Source organism: Parabacteroides sp. 52 (assembly GCF_010500925.1).
Classification (GTDB): domain Bacteria; phylum Bacteroidota; class Bacteroidia; order Bacteroidales; family Tannerellaceae; genus QVMG01.
In genome coordinates this window covers 461733-478972 of record NZ_QVMG01000001.1, presented here as the reverse complement: position 1 = coordinate 478972, position 17240 = coordinate 461733, and the positions used below count along the sequence as shown (strand labels likewise).

Sequence of the window (17240 nt, the reverse complement as noted above, 5' to 3'; positions counted from 1 at the left end):
AAATGTTGTTATTAGGTTAGATTACTTTTTCAGGATTATATAATCACCATACTTTTTGTAGGCATTCACTGCTGTACGGAAACCCTCCCAGTCGGAAGCCTCGTATACGCGTTTCTTTAATGCCAATGAATTGAGGAGCTTTATTTTGTCTCCTTCCTGTTGGAGTGAACCTGTAAAGGTAGCGCTGTTATTTTGTAAATGATCCTCTTTCGGTTTACTTACCAAATGGAAACCTTTAGGTAACCGGATCGTTTCATCTAATTCCACCAGGCGGGAGCAGGCATCTTTGAAGCCGTAGTTTCTTTTTTCCAGGCGGGTGTCTATGCGCAGGAAACTTTGTACGGAACTATAGAGGTTATTCATTACCATCGGTTTAAACACCAATTCGTTCTCTGTTACCAGGGCATATGCAGGAATCTCATAACTGAATGTGATCTTGATAGGTGCAGCCTGGTAGTCTTTGGGGTTTTTACCGTAATCAACCTTCTTTAATTGGGCTTTGGCAGAGACCGCCAGTAATTCTTTTTCCAACGTGTTTATCCAGTCTGTTTGCCAGCCCCGGGTAAAGATACGACGGATGTTGCTGTCGGACTGTCCTTCGGCGGTGATGGTAAATTCACCATAAAGGGTGCCTTTGTTGTCTATCCGGTTGTTTGACTTTATACGTACGTAATGATTTTCAGGGGCAGATACGGGTGTAATTAATATATCGGATCCTTCCGGAACACCGGGTAAATAGTTTTGTTGTTGTTCGGCACTGCTCCAAAGTTCCCGGCAGAAAGGAACCCATGTCGGGTCTAATGGCATGTATGTGCCATTGGCTAATTTGACAACAGCAACGCAATGGTTGAAATGGTCGGCAGGAATCTTTTCTACACGGCTTCCTGCCATAGTCATTGCCGGGTAGGCTTCGAAACCGGCCATGCGAAGGAAAGAGATTAATGTGCCGGCAATATCCTTACAAACCCCACAACGGTCTGTATAATTCATTTTTGTATTGTGCAGGGTAAAACCTTCTCCTTCTCCCATGGAGATGCCGGAATAGCGGATGTTATCCGCTACCCAATGGGTCAGTGCGGCAATTTTCTCCATCTCTGTCTTCTTCCCTTTGATCAGTTCGTTTACCTTTTGTTGTGCCTCAGCCAAAGGGGCGAAACTACCATAGTCTTCATTCACCTTATTAAACCAAAGGGATTTTTCGACCCAATTTGGGGTGGAAGACATAAAGAGTTTAGGAGCAGCATCAAACAAATCAACCATATTGGCTTCCCGTTTGAACGGCAGGGCGTTGTTTATAGCGAAAGTATACGTTTTGTTGTTCCCTTCCCAATAGACAGAAGAAGAACATTCTCCCTGGTAGAATTGGAATTGTAACTCCTTTTCTTGGGGTACATTTACTGTATATACTTTCCGAAGTGTCGGGTCTTCCACCCAGAAAGGGACGATGTCATAGAACTGACCACGCATGGGAGGGATAAAACGGGAATCATCCTCCAGCCCGTTTGTCAACAGGGCATAGGTAAAGCCTTTTTTATGAATCATATATTCTACTACATCTCCGGGGTATAAACGACCAATCTCTAACATGATCTGACGGGCACCCCAATAGATTGCTCTGGCAGGTGCCGCATAATCACATGCCTGTGTTACATCCAGGTTGATAATGTCGCCATTGGCCCGGTAGATCGTTGCATAACGAAACTCGGCGAAGGCTGTCAGTGGATCGTAATCGTATGTAATGATTCGGTTTTTTACTGCCCCCTTAGGTGTTTGTATCTTGACACTTTTATAGATGGAAAAAGTGCCAGAGCCTGTCGGTTGAACAGATACCGATGTGCTATCCAATAAGACTAAACAGTCATAACCGGCATAGGTTTTTACTATTTCCTGGGTGGGATCCTGTGGAAATTGACAATTATCGTCTGTTTGCCCGAAAGCAAACGATAAAGCCATGAGACTAAATACAATAAATAATAGAGACCTTTTCATTGACATATATGTTTATGTTTATTAGAATGATTTAAATATCTCGTTTGCCAACCTCTTGCAGGCGGCCCGGTCTGTTTTACCCGTACCGGTTAGCGGTATATTATCGGTTACCCATATGTGTTTGGGACGCTGTGTTTTAGGTAAAATGCCGGATATTCTTTCCGGGAGAGACGAATCGTATTCTTTTTCAATAAATAACACCATCGCTTCTCCCCATTGAGGGTGTATTACCGATGTGATAGCAAAAGAAACAGTTATAACAGTACGCAGTATCTCTTCGATTTTTTCTATCTGTATTTTTATGCCTCCGCTGTTAATAACATTGTCTTTGCGGCCCAGGATGAGGAACTGCTTCTCATCCGGGAGTAGTTGGACCCGGTCATTTGTCGTGAGTATATCATCCGATAAAAGGGGGGCATCGATGACAAGTGTTTCCTCTACTGAAAGGGAAAGCTTCACGGAGGGGAAAGCTTTGTAATAAGGAGAAGCCTCTGTTCCGTTTAAACGGCGGAGTGCAATATGCGACAGTGTCTCTGTCATCCCATAAGTTGAATAAATAGGGTTGGGAAAAGATGAGAGCATTTCTTCAAGATGTCCGTCAATCGCTCCTCCACCGATCAGGAGATTTTCAACCGCTCTCAATCGTTCCGCCTCCTCTGGTACCTGCAAGGTATTATATACCTGCATAGGTGTCATTGCTGCTAAATGTACAATTGGCATCTTCTCTGAAAAGGGATGACCGGAAGGAGTCGTGACCCATAGATCCAGCCCGTGTGTAATAGCTCGTACCACCATCATCTTACCTCCTATAAATTGTAGTGGCATACATAAGAAAGCTTTATCCCCCGGTTTTAAATTCAGGTAGGAACAGGTCAGGCGGGCACTCTGTTTCATTTGTTCTTTCCGTACGGTTATTTGTTTGGGTTCTCCCGTGGATCCGGATGTTTGCACGGTGATAACAGGAGATTCGTTGAACCATTCGAGTAAGAACGCATACAGATTTTTCCAGATAAGAGCTGTCTCTTCAGTCTGAAGGTTCGCCTTTCTTCGTATTTCAGCAATGGAAAATATTTTTCCTTCGATCATCAATATCTGTTCTTTCTGCTTCGGGAGGGAGATGTGTTTACCCAGTGGATCATACCACAGGCAATCTTTTCGGATAAGAAGGGGTATTTCGGCATTGTCCGTAAACAGTTGTCCGGTACCTAATCCCTGCGGTAAAGGATTGTTCCAGGTGGCGCACCATTGGGCAATGGCATTGAGCCCGATATTAGATTCAAGAGCAGAAGTGACCCACCAGGCTATCTGCAGGCGTTCGGCCTCTTCTATCCATTCGGTACAACCTTGTATGCCTCCATGCAGTGAGGGCTTGAGAATAATATATTGAGGATGTATCTTTTCCAGTAAATCTCTTTTTTCTTCTGGGGTAAAACAGCCGATTAACTCTTCATCTAAAGCAATAGGAAGTGGGTTCTTTGTAGTCAATTCTGCCATTTCTTTCCATTGACCGGCTCGTATGGGTTGTTCAATGGAATGGATATCCAGTTCGGCTAGTTTCTCCAGTTTCTCCATCACATCCTTTGGAGAAAAGGCTCCGTTGGCATCTACCCGCAGTTCTATATCGTTGGCTGAATAATGTTTTCGGATATGTCGAAGAAGCTCCAACTCCTCCTCAAAGCGGATGGCGCCAATCTTTAATTTGATGCATCGGTACCCGGTATTCATCTTAGCCTCGATTTGATCCAGCATCTTGCGGTAGTCCCCCATCCAGATCAATCCGTTTATAGGGATCCCTATTTTCCCTTGGGAGAAAGGGGTATCCCATAAAATAAAACTACCTGTTTCGAAGTGCCGTATGGCTGTTTCCAGTCCAAACAAGATCGACGGGTAGGAGCGAAGGGCTTCGGTATCCAGCCTACCCACTTTTTCAATCTGCCGGCAGGCCTTGGCTAGGATATATTCATAATCAGGAAGTGCGTCTATGCTCAGATCGGGTAAAGGCGCACATTCCCCGATTCCCCATTTTTCCGGCTTTTCTGTTGAGTGAATAAGTACATACCAGACTTTCCGGACATGGTAAGAGCCGCGGGAAGTTCCGGCTGGTTGCCGGAACTTCAATTGACAATTGACAATTGACAATTGACAATGAGAGGAGAGCGTGTAGGGGTGTTTCTTGTGAATCAATGTTTTTTATTTTGTTCTTTCTTTAAATCCTTTCTTTTCTCTCTTTTCTTTTCATTGTCAACTTCTCTTTTCATTGTCAATTGTCAATTAGTTTCCCTGATTCTAATCAGGGAAACTTCGGGTATTTCTTGAAGTCTGGTTTGCGTTTTTCCAGGAAGGCCTGTTTGCCTTCTTGGGCTTCTTCTGTCATATAGTAGAGCATGGTGGCATCTCCAGCCAGTTCTTGTATGCCTGCCTGTCCATCCAGTTCGGCGTTTAGTCCGGCTTTGATCATACGTAGAGCCAATGGACTCAGGAGCATCATCTCTTCAGCCCATTGAACATACTCATTTTCGAGTTGATCCAAGGGTACAATCTTATTTATGAGTCCCATTTCCAACGCTTCCTGTGCATTGTACTGCCGGCAGAGAAACCATATCTCGCGCGCTTTCTTCTGACCAACAACGCGTGCCAGGTAGGAAGAGCCGAATCCGGCATCAAAACTACCCACGCGGGGACCTGTTTGTCCGAATATTGCATTCTCGGAAGCTATTGAGAGGTCACAAACGACGTGTAATACATGTCCTCCTCCAATAGCGTAACCATTTACGGCGGCGATTACCGGTTTGGGTATTGAACGGATTTGTTTTTGTACATCCAATACGCTTAGGCGGGGTACGCCATCTTTACCGATATATCCCCCAAAACCTTTGACATTTTGATCTCCTCCTGAGCAAAAGGCTTTATCTCCGGCACCCGTGATTACTACAATATTTATTTCAGCCCTTTCCCTGCAAATCCGCAAGGCATCACTCATTTCACCGGTAGTGGTAGGGGTAAAGGCATTACGGTAACGGGGGCGGTTGATTGTAATCCGGGCAATCCCGTTATAAAAATCAAATAAGATATCTTCGTATTCTTTGATGGAGGTCCACTCTCTTTTTGTTGTCATATGATTTTATTATTTTTTGAGTTGATGGTAATACTCTTTCAATAGGCGCACATCTTCTGCTTTGTCTGTAAAAACTTCCAGTAAGATAGGCTTTTCGCTTTCTTCCGGTTGGGAGAATATAGCCATTGCCTGAGTCAGTTCCGTATTGTTGTGGACAGACATATATTGAAAACCTCTTTCTTGTGCCCATCCCTGTGCCGAGGTGTTATGGGAGGCTGTGACATACGAGTGTGTCTGTTCTGTCATATTAAACCCAGGGAGTGTCTGAAAGATTTCTCCTCCTCCGTTATTGAGTAAGAGGATGCGTACATTGTTTCGTATATGTCCATTCCAGAGCGCATTCATGTCGTAAAAGAAGCTAAGGTCACCGATCACGATAAAATTAATCTTGTCGGATGCAGAGGCATATCCTAAAGCAGTGGATAAGGAGCCGTCAATGCCGGCAGTACCCCGGTTACAACATACTTCAACAGTCTCTGGTATATTAAACAATTGTGCATATCGTACCGTGGAGCTATTACCCAAATGCAGGGCAGATACTTCCGGCAAAACCTTCATCAAATTTCCAATCGCATGCATTTCGGAATAGGGGAATTCCGGTTCCGGAATGGTCTTTGCTATATTCTCCCATAGTTGGGGATAAGTGCAGGGTTTGTTTTCTAATAGATAGGCTATCTTTTCTAAGAATTCAAAGGGATCCATCTCAATAACCGTCGTCAGCGAACCATACAAATCGACTACTTCGCCGTCCGGGGATACATGCCAATGTTCTTTCGGAGGGTGGGTGCGCAGATACTTCTTCAACCGTTTGGATACGATATGTCCCCCATAGGTAATAACTAACTCCGGTTTGATTTTTTCCAGTTGTTCTTCCGGAAGAGCATAGATGGTTGCATCGAAGTTTTTTAGAGGAAGACCGGGTATCGTTCGGTTGCTCAGGTGTTCTGTCAGCCAGGCAAAATGTTTGTAAAGCAGTTTGCTTATTTTTTTCTCAAACAGGTAGATCAAGGTCATTTGCCCTACGATCATCATACGTTTGTTGTATTTGTTTAGGCGTGTGATCAATTCATTGTAATCTTTGTCGTATACGTTTAGTCCCTGATAGCGGGTGATCACACGCACATCAGGTAATGTGTCGGTTGTAAATTCAAATAAAGGTTCTGAAAGAGGTATATTGATGTGTACCGGCCCTTTTCCATGATGATTTAATTCCAGGAGAGCTGCGTTGATTAACCGGTTACAGTACCATAGATCTTCTTCTGTTTGTATTTCCGGCAGGTTCACTGATTTTTTCACCAATGAGCCGAATACGCCGGGTTGGGGTATTGTTTGTCCATCCATTTGTCCAATCCAGCGAGCTGGGCGGTCTGCGGATATAACAATCAAGGGTACTTGTTGATAAAAGGCTTCTGCTACAGCCGGATGAATATTCAATAAGGCTGTTCCTGAGGTACATATAACAGCAGCGGGTTTTCCTCCATGCAAAGCCAAACCGATGGCAAAGAAACCGGCACTCCGTTCATCTGTTACCGAATGACAGGAGAAGAAAGGATGATTGGCCAAGGTATGAACGATTGGTGAGTTCCGGCTTCCCGGGCATAATACTACATTTTTTACACCGTGCTCTTTTAATAGGGCGACAAGTTGAAGGATATTTTTTTTATCAGAGTACATCTTTTTTATAATTGGACGTTGAAAATGCAAGATCAGAAAGACTGTAGGTATTCATACTTTGTTTTTAATCTTTCATTTTCAATCAAATGAGTGCTTTCATTGTTCTCAGTTTATCTTCCGTTTCCTGCCACTCTTCAGTCGCAGTAGAAGAAGGAAGTAAACCTCCTCCGGCATATAGTTTTAATCTTTTCTCTTCTATTTCCATACAACGGAGATTTACATATAAGTCGCTTTTACCTTCCGGATTAAGCCATCCGAGGAAGCCGGAATAATAACGGCGGTCATAACCTTCGTTGTATAGGATAAACCGATAAGCCTCTTCACGCGGAAGACCGCAAACGGCTGGAGTCGGATGTAATAATTTCAATAGATCTCCCAGGTAATTATTGTCAGGAAGAGAGAAACGGAAATCGCTTTTTAAATGAGATAATTCACCTGCCTGAACTGCATAAGGACCATATTCTTCCGGGGTTATGCCGGCGGATTTTAATTGGTTGTGAATATAGGTGACAACCAATTGTTGTTCTTCGTAATTCTTTTCACTCCAAATCAAAGGCAGTTTTCCATTTATTAATGGCTGGGTGCCTGCTAGAGCTGCGGTATACCAACTCCCTTTCTCACCAGATAACAAGATCTCCGGAGTACTGCCTAACCAAGTACCTGTCTGCGGGGTATGAAATAAGTATACATACGAACGGACATAACGTTGACAGGCTCTCAGAAAAGCAAGAGCAGGTGAAAAATCTTCCGTACGGTCTGTTATTACCTGTCGGGAAAGCACCAGTTTATCCAGTTTTTTTTCCCTTAGTGGAGTAATAAATTTATGAAAACGTTTTAGGTATCCCGGTGAAGTTTGGGGGACAGGCTGGTGAGAAAAATGATTATCTTCCGATAACATAATAGACGGTATGTCCAATATTTCTTCTTTCCCTTGTAAACACAAGATCGGACATTCATCAGAAATACGGAAAGGAGCAATTACAAAACCCATTTGTTGGTTGAGTGCTTCAATGTCATAATAGGTATGAATCGCATCGTTATCTGTTGCAACGAAACGAAGTTGGTTTTCTCCCGGAATACGGTAGATGGCAAAACTTTTGTTTTGTTGAATGGCTGCGTCAATGGCCATGAGTTTCTCTTCCTTCATCCTTTATCTTTTCTTTATAACACTATTAACAACACGTACGGAGGATACTAATTTGTCAGTTGATGTGTAAATATTTACATCCCATACATGGGAGGAGCGGCCTTTATGAATAATTGTACCAACAGCACGTACGGTGTCTCCTTCTGAAGCAGAAGACATATGGTTGCCGCTAACCTGCATTCCGACAACAATCTCATCCGGTTTGCAAATAATCATGGATCCCAGGCCTGCGACTGTTTCGGCCAATGCCAAGGTGGCTCCTCCATGAAGAATGCCAAAAGGTTGGCGGGTGCGTACGTCTACTGGCATAGTCGCCTCCACACGATCTTCAGAAGCATACGTATATTGAATCCCCAGATTACCCATCAAAGCGTGTTTGGCACGGGCATTGAGTTCGGCTAAGGGTATTTGTGTGGCACGGACTTCAGCCAGTATTGTTTTTTCGATGGCGGCGGCCACCCCCTCTTCTTCGTTGGTCAAAGTCATATAATCGGTACAGCTTTTCACGGCATCGTTGGCATTTCCCATAGCAATGCCAATGCCGGCTAACTGCAACATAGGGATGTCACATACACCGTCACCGATAGCAATTACCTCTTCTGTTTTAACGTTCAGGTGATCTAGTAAAAAAGAAAGTGTATCTCCTTTGTTTATACCTGTAGGTACGACCTCCAGGAAATAGGTTTCCGAGGGAAATACATCCAATACCCCATTTAAGCGTTTCTTCCAATGATTCTCCAATCCGGTAAGGGAGGAGATGTCGTCACTGACCAACATGCATTTACATGGGCTGAAATCTACAGCTTCCAGGAAATTATTGACTCCTATAATTTGCATTCCATTTAATTGAGCTTCTCTTTGTATATGCATATTGTCAGGAGTATCTGTGATAATCTTATCATGCTGATAGGTGAAGATGGGGAAATTGTTTTTCTTCGCTTTCTTATGCAAGTAGGGGATCATTTCCGGGTTTATTCGTTTTTCGAATAATAAAGTACCGGTCTTCGTATTGAATATTTGTCCGCCATTATAGGACATAATATAGCCTCCGTAGTTATCTAACTCCAAAGCCTGGGCTATGGGTAAAACTCCATGTGTCGGTCTGCCGGAAGCTAGAACAAGACGAATGCCCATCTGTTGCACTTTCAGTAAGGCAGCATATGTGCCGGGAGTTAGTTCTTTCTTTTCATTGAGTAAAGTTCCGTCTACGTCTAAGACTAATAATTTATACTTCATTACGTCATACGTTTGGTTTAAAATGCAAAAGTAAGAAAAAACCAGTCGTATTAAGATTAAAGAAATGCAAAATGACTATCTTTGCGTAAATTAATTTTGAGAGTGGAAGTTCAAGAATTACTTAGTTTATATGCCGCGCATCCACAGGTTTCTGCATTACATACATTCATTCAAAACGAATCGTCACGTAACATTTTTCTAAAGGGACTGAACGGTTCGGGTGCAGCTATGACAATAGCCTCTCTTTTTGCGCGAAAAGAGCGTTCTTTTCTCTGTATCCTAAACGATATGGAAGAAGCCGGTTACTTTTACCATGACCTGATACAGTTGACTGCCAGTTCGCATGTCTATTTCTTTCCATCCTCATACCGGCGCTCTATCAAATATGGACATATAGATGCTGCCAATGAGATATTACGAACAGAGGTGCTGAGTATGTTGCAGGGAGCAAAAGAGCCCTTTGTCATAGTGACCTATCCGGATGCTTTAGCCGAGAAGGTTGTTTCACAGGATATATTAAAAGAGAAAACCCTAAAGATACATACAGGAGAGAAACTCGATAATATGTTTGTCTCCGATGTATTGGATGAATATGGATTCGAACAGGTGGATTATGTGTATGAACCGGGGCAATATGCATTGCGTGGTAGTATTCTGGATGTTTTTTCTTTTTCACATGAATACCCTTATCGTATAGACTTCTTCGGAGATGAGGTGGAAACGATACGATCCTTCGATGTGGAGACACAGTTGTCAAAGGAAAAACTGGAAAATATTCATATTGTGCCGAAGATGAGCCAGGATGGAGATGTCAAATCTTCCCTTTTGCAATCTCTCCCGGTACAAACAATTGTGGCTGCGAAAGATATGGCCTGGTGCAAAGAACGTATCGGAAGCTTGTGGAACGAAATGCCGATGATCGGTGATGAAGAGTCTTTTGCCGACCAGGAACAGATGCGGCATAAATTGATCACCGATGCTGATTTTTTGCATGCTGTGTTGAATTTTCGTCGTATTCATTTTGGTATACGTCCGTTGGGAGTGGCTGATGTTACGGTTTCTTTCACCACCCAAATGCAACCTATCTACCATAAAAACTTTGACATGGTCAGTCAGTCCTTTCTTGCTTATATCGAGAAAGGATTTACGCTTTATATCCTGAGTGACGTAGAAAAGCAGGCGATTCGTATCCGGACTATTTTTGAAGACAGGGAAGAGAACATCCCTTTTGTATCTGTAAATAAAACGCTTCATGAAGGATTTGCAGATGAGACATTACGAATATGTCTTTTTACTGATCACCAATTGTTTGACCGCTTTCATAAGTTCAGCCTAAAAAGTGAAAAGGCCCGGAGCGGTAAGATTTCGCTGTCGTTGAAAGAATTGAATCAGTTTGCCACAGGTGACTATATCGTACATATCGATCATGGAGTAGGACAGTTTGGAGGGCTTGTACGTACAGAGGTAAATGGTAAAATACAAGAAGTTATCAAACTGATCTACCTGAACAACGATATAATCTTTGTCAGTATCCATTCTTTGCATAAACTATCCAAATACAAAGGGAAAGAAAGTGGGGAATCACCTAAGTTGAATAAACTGGGTACAGGTGCTTGGGAACGGATGAAAGAAAGAACAAAGGCTAAGGTGAAAGATATTGCCCGTGACCTGATCATTCTTTATTCCAAACGGAAACAGGAGCAAGGTTTTGCATATACACAAGATTCTTTCATGCAGCATGAACTGGAGGCCAGTTTTATTTATGAAGATACACCGGATCAAACAAAAGCAACCACGGAGGTGAAGTCGGATATGGAAAATAACCGTCCTATGGATCGGCTCATATGTGGGGATGTAGGATTTGGGAAAACGGAAGTGGCTATTCGTGCTGCCTTTAAAGCTGTGGCGGATAATAAACAAGTGGCTGTGCTTGTGCCTACTACTGTTTTAGCATTTCAGCATTACCAGACATTCTCCGAACGCTTAAAAGATTATCCCTGTAAAATCGAGTATATCAGTCGTGCACGTACAACGGGTGAAGTAAAGGAGACACTGAAAAGGGTCAGTGAAGGCAAAGTCGATATACTTATCGGCACACATCGCATTGTCAGTAAGGATGTGCAATTTAAAGACCTTGGCTTATTAATCATTGATGAAGAACAAAAATTCGGTGTTTCGGTCAAAGAGAAGCTCCGGCAAATGAGAACCAATGTCGATACGTTGACAATGACTGCCACACCTATTCCCCGCACATTGCAATTCTCTTTGATGGGGGCGCGTGACCTGAGTAATATAACTACTCCTCCTCCCAACCGATACCCGGTACAGACGGAGGTCGAACGATTCAATCCGGATATCATCCGTGAAGCTATTAATTTTGAGATGAGCCGCAATGGGCAAGTCTTCTTTATCAATAACCGCATTCAGAATATCTATGAAATCGAAGCCTTGGTGCGCCGGGAAGTGCCGGATGCACGTATAGCCATCGGGCATGGACAAATGGATCCGAAAGTATTGGAAAAGATATTACTTGACTTTGTCAATTACGAATATGATGTGCTTATTGCAACCAGTATAATTGAGAGCGGTATCGATGTGCCGAATGCCAATACGATCATTATCAACAATGCACAGCAATTTGGTCTGTCTGACTTGCATCAGTTGCGAGGCCGTGTCGGACGAAGCAATAGAAAAGCTTTTTGTTATTTGTTGTCCCCCCCTTTATCTACTCTTAGCCAGGAGGCTAGAAGACGTTTACAAGCTATTGAGAACTTTTCCGAATTAGGCAGTGGCATACATATCGCTATGCAAGACCTGGATATTCGGGGAGCAGGAAACCTCTTAGGAGCGGAGCAAAGCGGATTTATAGCCGATTTGGGGTATGAAACCTATCAAAAGATATTGGAAGAGGCTGTGGATGAGTTAAAAACGGAAGAGTTTGCCAATTTATATATCGATATCAACAAGGATAAACGCGATACTGGAAGTGAATATGTGCGGGAGACTTACATTGAGAGTGATCTGGAGCTCATGTTTCCTCCCACCTATATACCAAACGATTCGGAGCGAATTTCGCTTTATCGTGAACTGGATAAGATGGAACAGGAACGGGATGTCCTGGCATTTACCGAAAGACTGAAAGATCGTTTCGGGAAAATACCTAAAGAAGGAAAAGAACTGATTCGTATTGTACGTCTGCGTCGTATGGCCAAAAACCTGGGAATGGAGAAAGTGGTATTGAAAAAAGGACAGATGAGTATATATCTGATTGCAAACCCTGAAAGTCCTTATTACCAAAGTGAAGCTTTCGATAAACTGCTGGCTTATATCCAAAATAATCCCCGTCGTTGTAACTTGAGGGAACAGAACGGTAAACGAAGTATTATTATTAAAGAGGTGCCGACGGTGGAAAACGCCTGCGATATAATGCTGAATATGGATAAGATGCCTGTAGATAATAGATAGTACTAACTAAATTTAAATATAACGTATTATGAAAAAGACCCTTATCGATCTTTTTGAGGATTCAACCAAACAATATCCGACCAATACGTTCCTTTTGGAAAAAACGAAGGATACATTTGTTCCTACAACCTATGCCCAGGTGAAAGAACAGGTGTATTCCCTGGGTGCCGGATTGGTAGCCCTTGGCGTACAAAAAGGAGACAATATGGCTTTGCTCAGTGAAGGACGCAATGCCTGGATCATTGGGGAACTAGCCATGTTCTATGCAGGAGCTACCAATGTGCCTTTGTCGATAAAATTGGAAGAGGCCAATGACTTATTGTTTCGTCTGTTGCATGCAGAGGTTCGTTTCATCATGGTATCGGCCAATCAGTTGAAAAAGATACGCCATATAATAGATCAATTACCCGGAGTTGAAAAAGTGATTGTCTTCGATGATCTGCCTTCTTACGAAGAAAAAGAAATCAGTCAGTCCGAAATAATCCGGATGGGGGAGGCCTGGTTGCAGGAACACTCGCAGGAGGAGTTTTTGTCTATCGGGCAATCTTTGCAAAATGATGATTATGCAACCATTACTTATACCTCAGGAACAACCGCTGATCCGAAAGGTGTTATCCTGACCCACCGAAATTATACAGCCAATGTGGAACAGGCTCTTTCCTGTGTTGATATTGACAGTTCATGGCGTACCCTTGTTATACTTCCACTCGATCATTGTTTTGCCCATGTAGTAGGCTTTTATATATTCATGCATAAAGGAGCCTCTGTGGCCACTGTTCAGGTGGGAAAGACTGGTCTGGAAACGCTCAAAAACATACCTGTTAATATAAAAGAGGTAAAACCTTACCTGATATTGAGTGTGCCGGCTTTGGCCAAAAACTTCAAGAAAAATATAGAACAGGGAATAAGAAGTAAAGGCGCTTGGGTGACTCAGTTGTTTCATTGGGGGTTAAAAATCGGTTATACTTATTATGGGGATAGCGGAGAAGAGCGAGGACGAGGCTGGCGTTTTCTATTGAAACCACTTGTTTGTTTATTGGATAAAGTAATCTTTTCAAAAGTGCGGGAAAGTTTTGGAGGGGATTTGAGATTCTTTGTCGGTGGCGGAGCTTTATTGGATAAAGACCTGCAAAAGTTTTATTACACCATCGGACTGCCTATGTATCAGGGGTATGGATTAAGTGAAGCAACACCGGTTATTTCGACCAACGGACCACACCGTTACCAGTTCGGGAGTAGCGGCATATTGGTGCAACCGCTTGACCTGAAAATCTGTGATAATGACGGAAAAGAATTACCCGAAGGAGAAAAAGGCGAAATCGTTATTCGGGGTGAAAATGTGATGGCTGGTTATTGGAAGAATCCGGTCTCTACGGCAGAGACAGTGAAAGACGGTTGGTTATACACCGGAGATATGGGCTATATGCATAATGGACTGCTTTATGTGTTGGGACGTTTTAAAAGTCTATTGATCGGTAGTGACGGAGAAAAATACAGTCCGGAAGGCATTGAAGAAGCATTGGTAGAACATGCTTCGACTATCGATCAGATTGTGTTATACAATAACCAAAGTCCTTATACGGTGGCTTTGATCGTGCCCAATAAAGAAGCCTTGAAAAAGCATTTGTCCTTTCAACATTTGACCCTGGATACACAAGAGGGAAAAGAAGCAGCTATCCTTGATATACAGAAGCAGATAGACCGTTTCCGTAAAGGAGGCGACTTGGCTTCTCTGTTCCCGGACCGTTGGCTTCCTACTACTTTTGCGGTTTTACCAGAACCTTTTACTGAACAAAACGGGCTGGTAAACAGTTCGCTTAAAATTGTCCGGGGAAAAGTAGAGAAACTCTATATGGATCGTTTGGAGTATCTTTATACTCCAGAAGGAAAGAATCCGGTGAATGAGAAAAATAAACAATCACTCTAAGAAAAACGAATATGTCATACAAAACAATTATTGCAACCACTTCTTTGGCACTTTGTGTTTTAAGTGCTCCTGTTTATGCTGATGGGCTTATGCAACAAGAATTGTCAGCAGGTTGGTCTTTTAAACAAGTACGTGGGAACAATTGGTATCCGGCAACTGTACCGGGAGTCGTACAATTAGACCTGATGAATAATGGAATTATAGAGGATCCGTTTTATCGTTTGAATGAACGGGGTATTCAATGGGTGGACAAAGAAGACTGGGAATACAAGACGACTTTGGATATCTCTCCCGAACTCTTTAATAAAGACAATATAGAGTTGGACTTTAAAGGCTTGGATACTTATGCTGATGTTTACCTGAATGACTCCTGTGTCCTTAAAGCCGATAATATGTTTCGCGAGTGGCGGGTAGAAGTGAAAGATCTACTGAAAAAGAACGGAAATGAATTACGTGTTTATTTCCATTCTCCTATCAAGGTAGACATGCCTAAGTTTGATGCCCTCCCTTATCCGCTGGAAGCAGGTAACGATCAATCAGAGAACGGAGGGATGTTCGACAAAAAGGTAAGTGTCTTTGCCCGTAAGGCCGGCTATCATTATGGCTGGGACTGGGGACCGCGTATTGTGACCAGTGGTATTTGGCGTCCGGTTTACCTGGTCGGTTGGAATAAAGCCCGTATTAACAATATTCATTATATACAAGAATCAGTAACGGCCAAGAAAGCGAATATCAAAACGCAGGCCGAAGTGTTTGCCGATAAAGCGGGTACAGCTATACTGACCATTCAGGCGGAAGGTATCCGCCATACTTGGAATAAGAAGGTAGAGGTGCAAAAAGGAAAGAACCTGATAGCGTTAGACCTGTCGATCTCTAATCCGAAGTTATGGTGGTCGAACGGCTTGGGAGAAGCCCATCTTTATCCTTTTAAGGCTGTCTTGTCTATGGATGGAGAAGTGGTTGATACAAAGAACGACAATCTGGGTATCCGCAGTCTGAAGGTGGTTTATGAAAAAGATGCGGAAGGACATACCTTTCATTTTGAGTTGAATGGCGTGAAGGTTTTTGCCAAAGGGGCTAACTATATCCCGCAGGATAACTTTTTACCCCGTGTAACGGATGAACAATATGAAAAGACAATCCTGGATGCGGTCAATGCCAATATGAATATGCTTCGTATATGGGGAGGCGGGATTTATGAAAACAAGATCTTTTACGACTTATGTGATAAATACGGTATAATGGTATGGCAAGACTTTATGTTTGCCTGCAGTACGTACCCGATGACGCCTGCACTGTTGGAAAATATTCGTCAGGAAGCGATAGACAATGTAGTACGCCTGCGTAACCATGCCAGTCTTGCTATCTGGTGTGGAAACAATGAAAATCATACCGCTTGGTTCAACTGGGGGTGGATGCGTAAATACGAGAAACTAGGCGTATTGGAAGAGATGCGTAAAGATCATAAAGACGTATTCCATAAAGTATTGCCGGAGGTTGTTTCGGCATACGACCCGACTGCCTTTTACTGGCCTTCTTCTCCCTATGGTGGTAACCCGGATGCCCGCGCAGAAAGTGGAAAACGCCTGTGGAATCCGGATGGTGACGCACACTATTGGGGAGTATGGCATGCCCGTGACTCTATAGCCAATTATAATGTTATTAAAGCTCGTTTCTTCTCTGAGTATGGATTTCAATCATTCCCTGAATATCAATCGGTATTGAAATATGCACCGGAAGAACGGGATCAGGATATTCATTCGGATGTAATGATGGCACATCAGCGGGGAGGTAGTCATGCGAACGGTCTGATCGAATGGTACCTATTGAATGAATACCGCAAACCCAAAGACTTCCCCAATTTTCTTTATATGGGACAACTCTTACAAGGAGATGCGATCAAAACGGCTATAGAAGCACATCGCAGGGATATGCCCTATTGTATGGGTACTTTGTATTGGCAACATAACGATTGTTGGCCGGTAGCCTCCTGGTCGAGTCGTGATTATTATGGGCGTTGGAAAGCACAGCATTATTTTGCGAAAAAAGCTTTTGAAGATATTCTTGTTTCTCCTATCCAGGAAGAGGATGTTTTAAAGATTTATATCGTTTCGGATCGTTTGAAATCAACCCGGGGTACATTATCTGTCCGTATTATGGATTTGCAGGGGCATCCGGTTTATGAAACACAGACAAAAGTCAGTTTGTCTCCCAACAGTAGTAACATACATTTTTCAGCCCCTGTCGACAAACTGTTGAAGGATAAGAACAGAAATGAAGTTGTTGTAGCAGTCTCTTTTGAAGAAGAGGTTAAAGATAAAAAACTGTACACAAACAATTACTTTTTTACCCGCTATAAAGATATCGACTTTCCTAAAGCCCGTATTCAGACATCTTCAGTAAAGGCTACGGATGGTTATGACGTCACTGTGAAGAGCGATCAATTTGCCCGAGGTGTTTTTCTGAGTATTGAAGGCATAGATAATTTCTTTTCCGATAATTACTTTGATCTTTTGCCTGGACAAAGCAAGGTGATTCACGTGACAACAACATTGGATAAAGCTGCTTTTGATAAACAGTTGAAAACGGAGAGCATTGCGGATGCCTATTGATATAAAAAAACACCGGAACATCTTTATAGGGTTCCGGTGTTTTTTTATATCAGTTTGTCATACTGTTTATACCTC

The 17240-nt window shown here is 42.8% G+C and carries 9 protein-coding genes and 1 pseudogene; 3 read left to right on the top strand and 7 right to left on the bottom strand.

Annotated elements, in window-relative coordinates; all coding sequences use genetic code 11:
• Positions 1–21 precede the first annotated feature (21 nt).
• From D0T51_RS01920 to D0T51_RS01895, 7 genes and pseudogenes are all read right to left on the bottom strand, one after another.
• On the bottom strand, positions 22–1989 hold the full coding sequence (locus D0T51_RS01920; RefSeq protein ID WP_163724333.1) for a DUF3857 domain-containing protein: 1968 nt from the start codon (positions 1987–1989) through the stop codon (positions 22–24).
• Positions 1990–2010: 21 nt separating this feature from the next.
• Positions 2011–3075, bottom strand: a complete 1065-nt coding sequence (locus D0T51_RS12385) for an AMP-binding protein (protein WP_306439041.1) — start codon at positions 3073–3075, stop codon at positions 2011–2013.
• A gap of 51 nt (positions 3076–3126) precedes the next feature.
• Positions 3127–4128: pseudogene (locus D0T51_RS12380) on the bottom strand (o-succinylbenzoate synthase); the annotation flags it as partial.
• A gap of 151 nt (positions 4129–4279) precedes the next feature.
• Positions 4280–5104, bottom strand: a complete 825-nt coding sequence (gene menB / locus D0T51_RS01910) for a 1,4-dihydroxy-2-naphthoyl-CoA synthase (RefSeq protein ID WP_163724331.1) — start codon at positions 5102–5104, stop codon at positions 4280–4282.
• Between the two features lie 9 nt (positions 5105–5113).
• Positions 5114–6778 carry a 2-succinyl-5-enolpyruvyl-6-hydroxy-3-cyclohexene-1-carboxylic-acid synthase gene (menD, locus tag D0T51_RS01905; protein WP_163724329.1) on the bottom strand — a complete coding sequence of 555 codons (1665 nt, stop codon included), beginning with the start codon at positions 6776–6778 and terminating at the stop codon, positions 5114–5116.
• An 82-nt stretch (positions 6779–6860) separates the two neighbouring features.
• Complete coding sequence (locus D0T51_RS01900; RefSeq protein ID WP_163724326.1) at positions 6861–7925, bottom strand: isochorismate synthase; 1065 nt, start codon at positions 7923–7925, stop codon at positions 6861–6863.
• Between the two features lie 3 nt (positions 7926–7928).
• Positions 7929–9161: a Cof-type HAD-IIB family hydrolase gene (locus D0T51_RS01895; protein ID WP_163724324.1), complete on the bottom strand. Its 1233-nt coding sequence runs from the start codon at positions 9159–9161 to the stop codon at positions 7929–7931.
• 102 nt (positions 9162–9263) lie between these two features.
• Here D0T51_RS01895 and mfd point away from each other — a divergent pair, with 102 nt between their 5' ends.
• From mfd to D0T51_RS01880, 3 genes are read left to right on the top strand one after another with little or no spacing between them, the layout of a single operon-like run.
• On the top strand, positions 9264–12626 hold the full coding sequence (gene mfd, locus D0T51_RS01890) for a transcription-repair coupling factor (protein WP_163724323.1): 3363 nt from the start codon (positions 9264–9266) through the stop codon (positions 12624–12626).
• Positions 12627–12654: 28 nt separating this feature from the next.
• On the top strand, positions 12655–14553 hold the full coding sequence (locus tag D0T51_RS01885) for a long-chain fatty acid--CoA ligase (protein WP_163724321.1): 1899 nt from the start codon (positions 12655–12657) through the stop codon (positions 14551–14553).
• Between the two features lie 11 nt (positions 14554–14564).
• Positions 14565–17165, top strand: coding sequence for a glycoside hydrolase family 2 protein (locus tag D0T51_RS01880; protein WP_163724319.1), 2601 nt, complete (start codon positions 14565–14567; stop codon positions 17163–17165).
• The last annotated feature ends 75 nt before the right edge of the window (positions 17166–17240 follow it).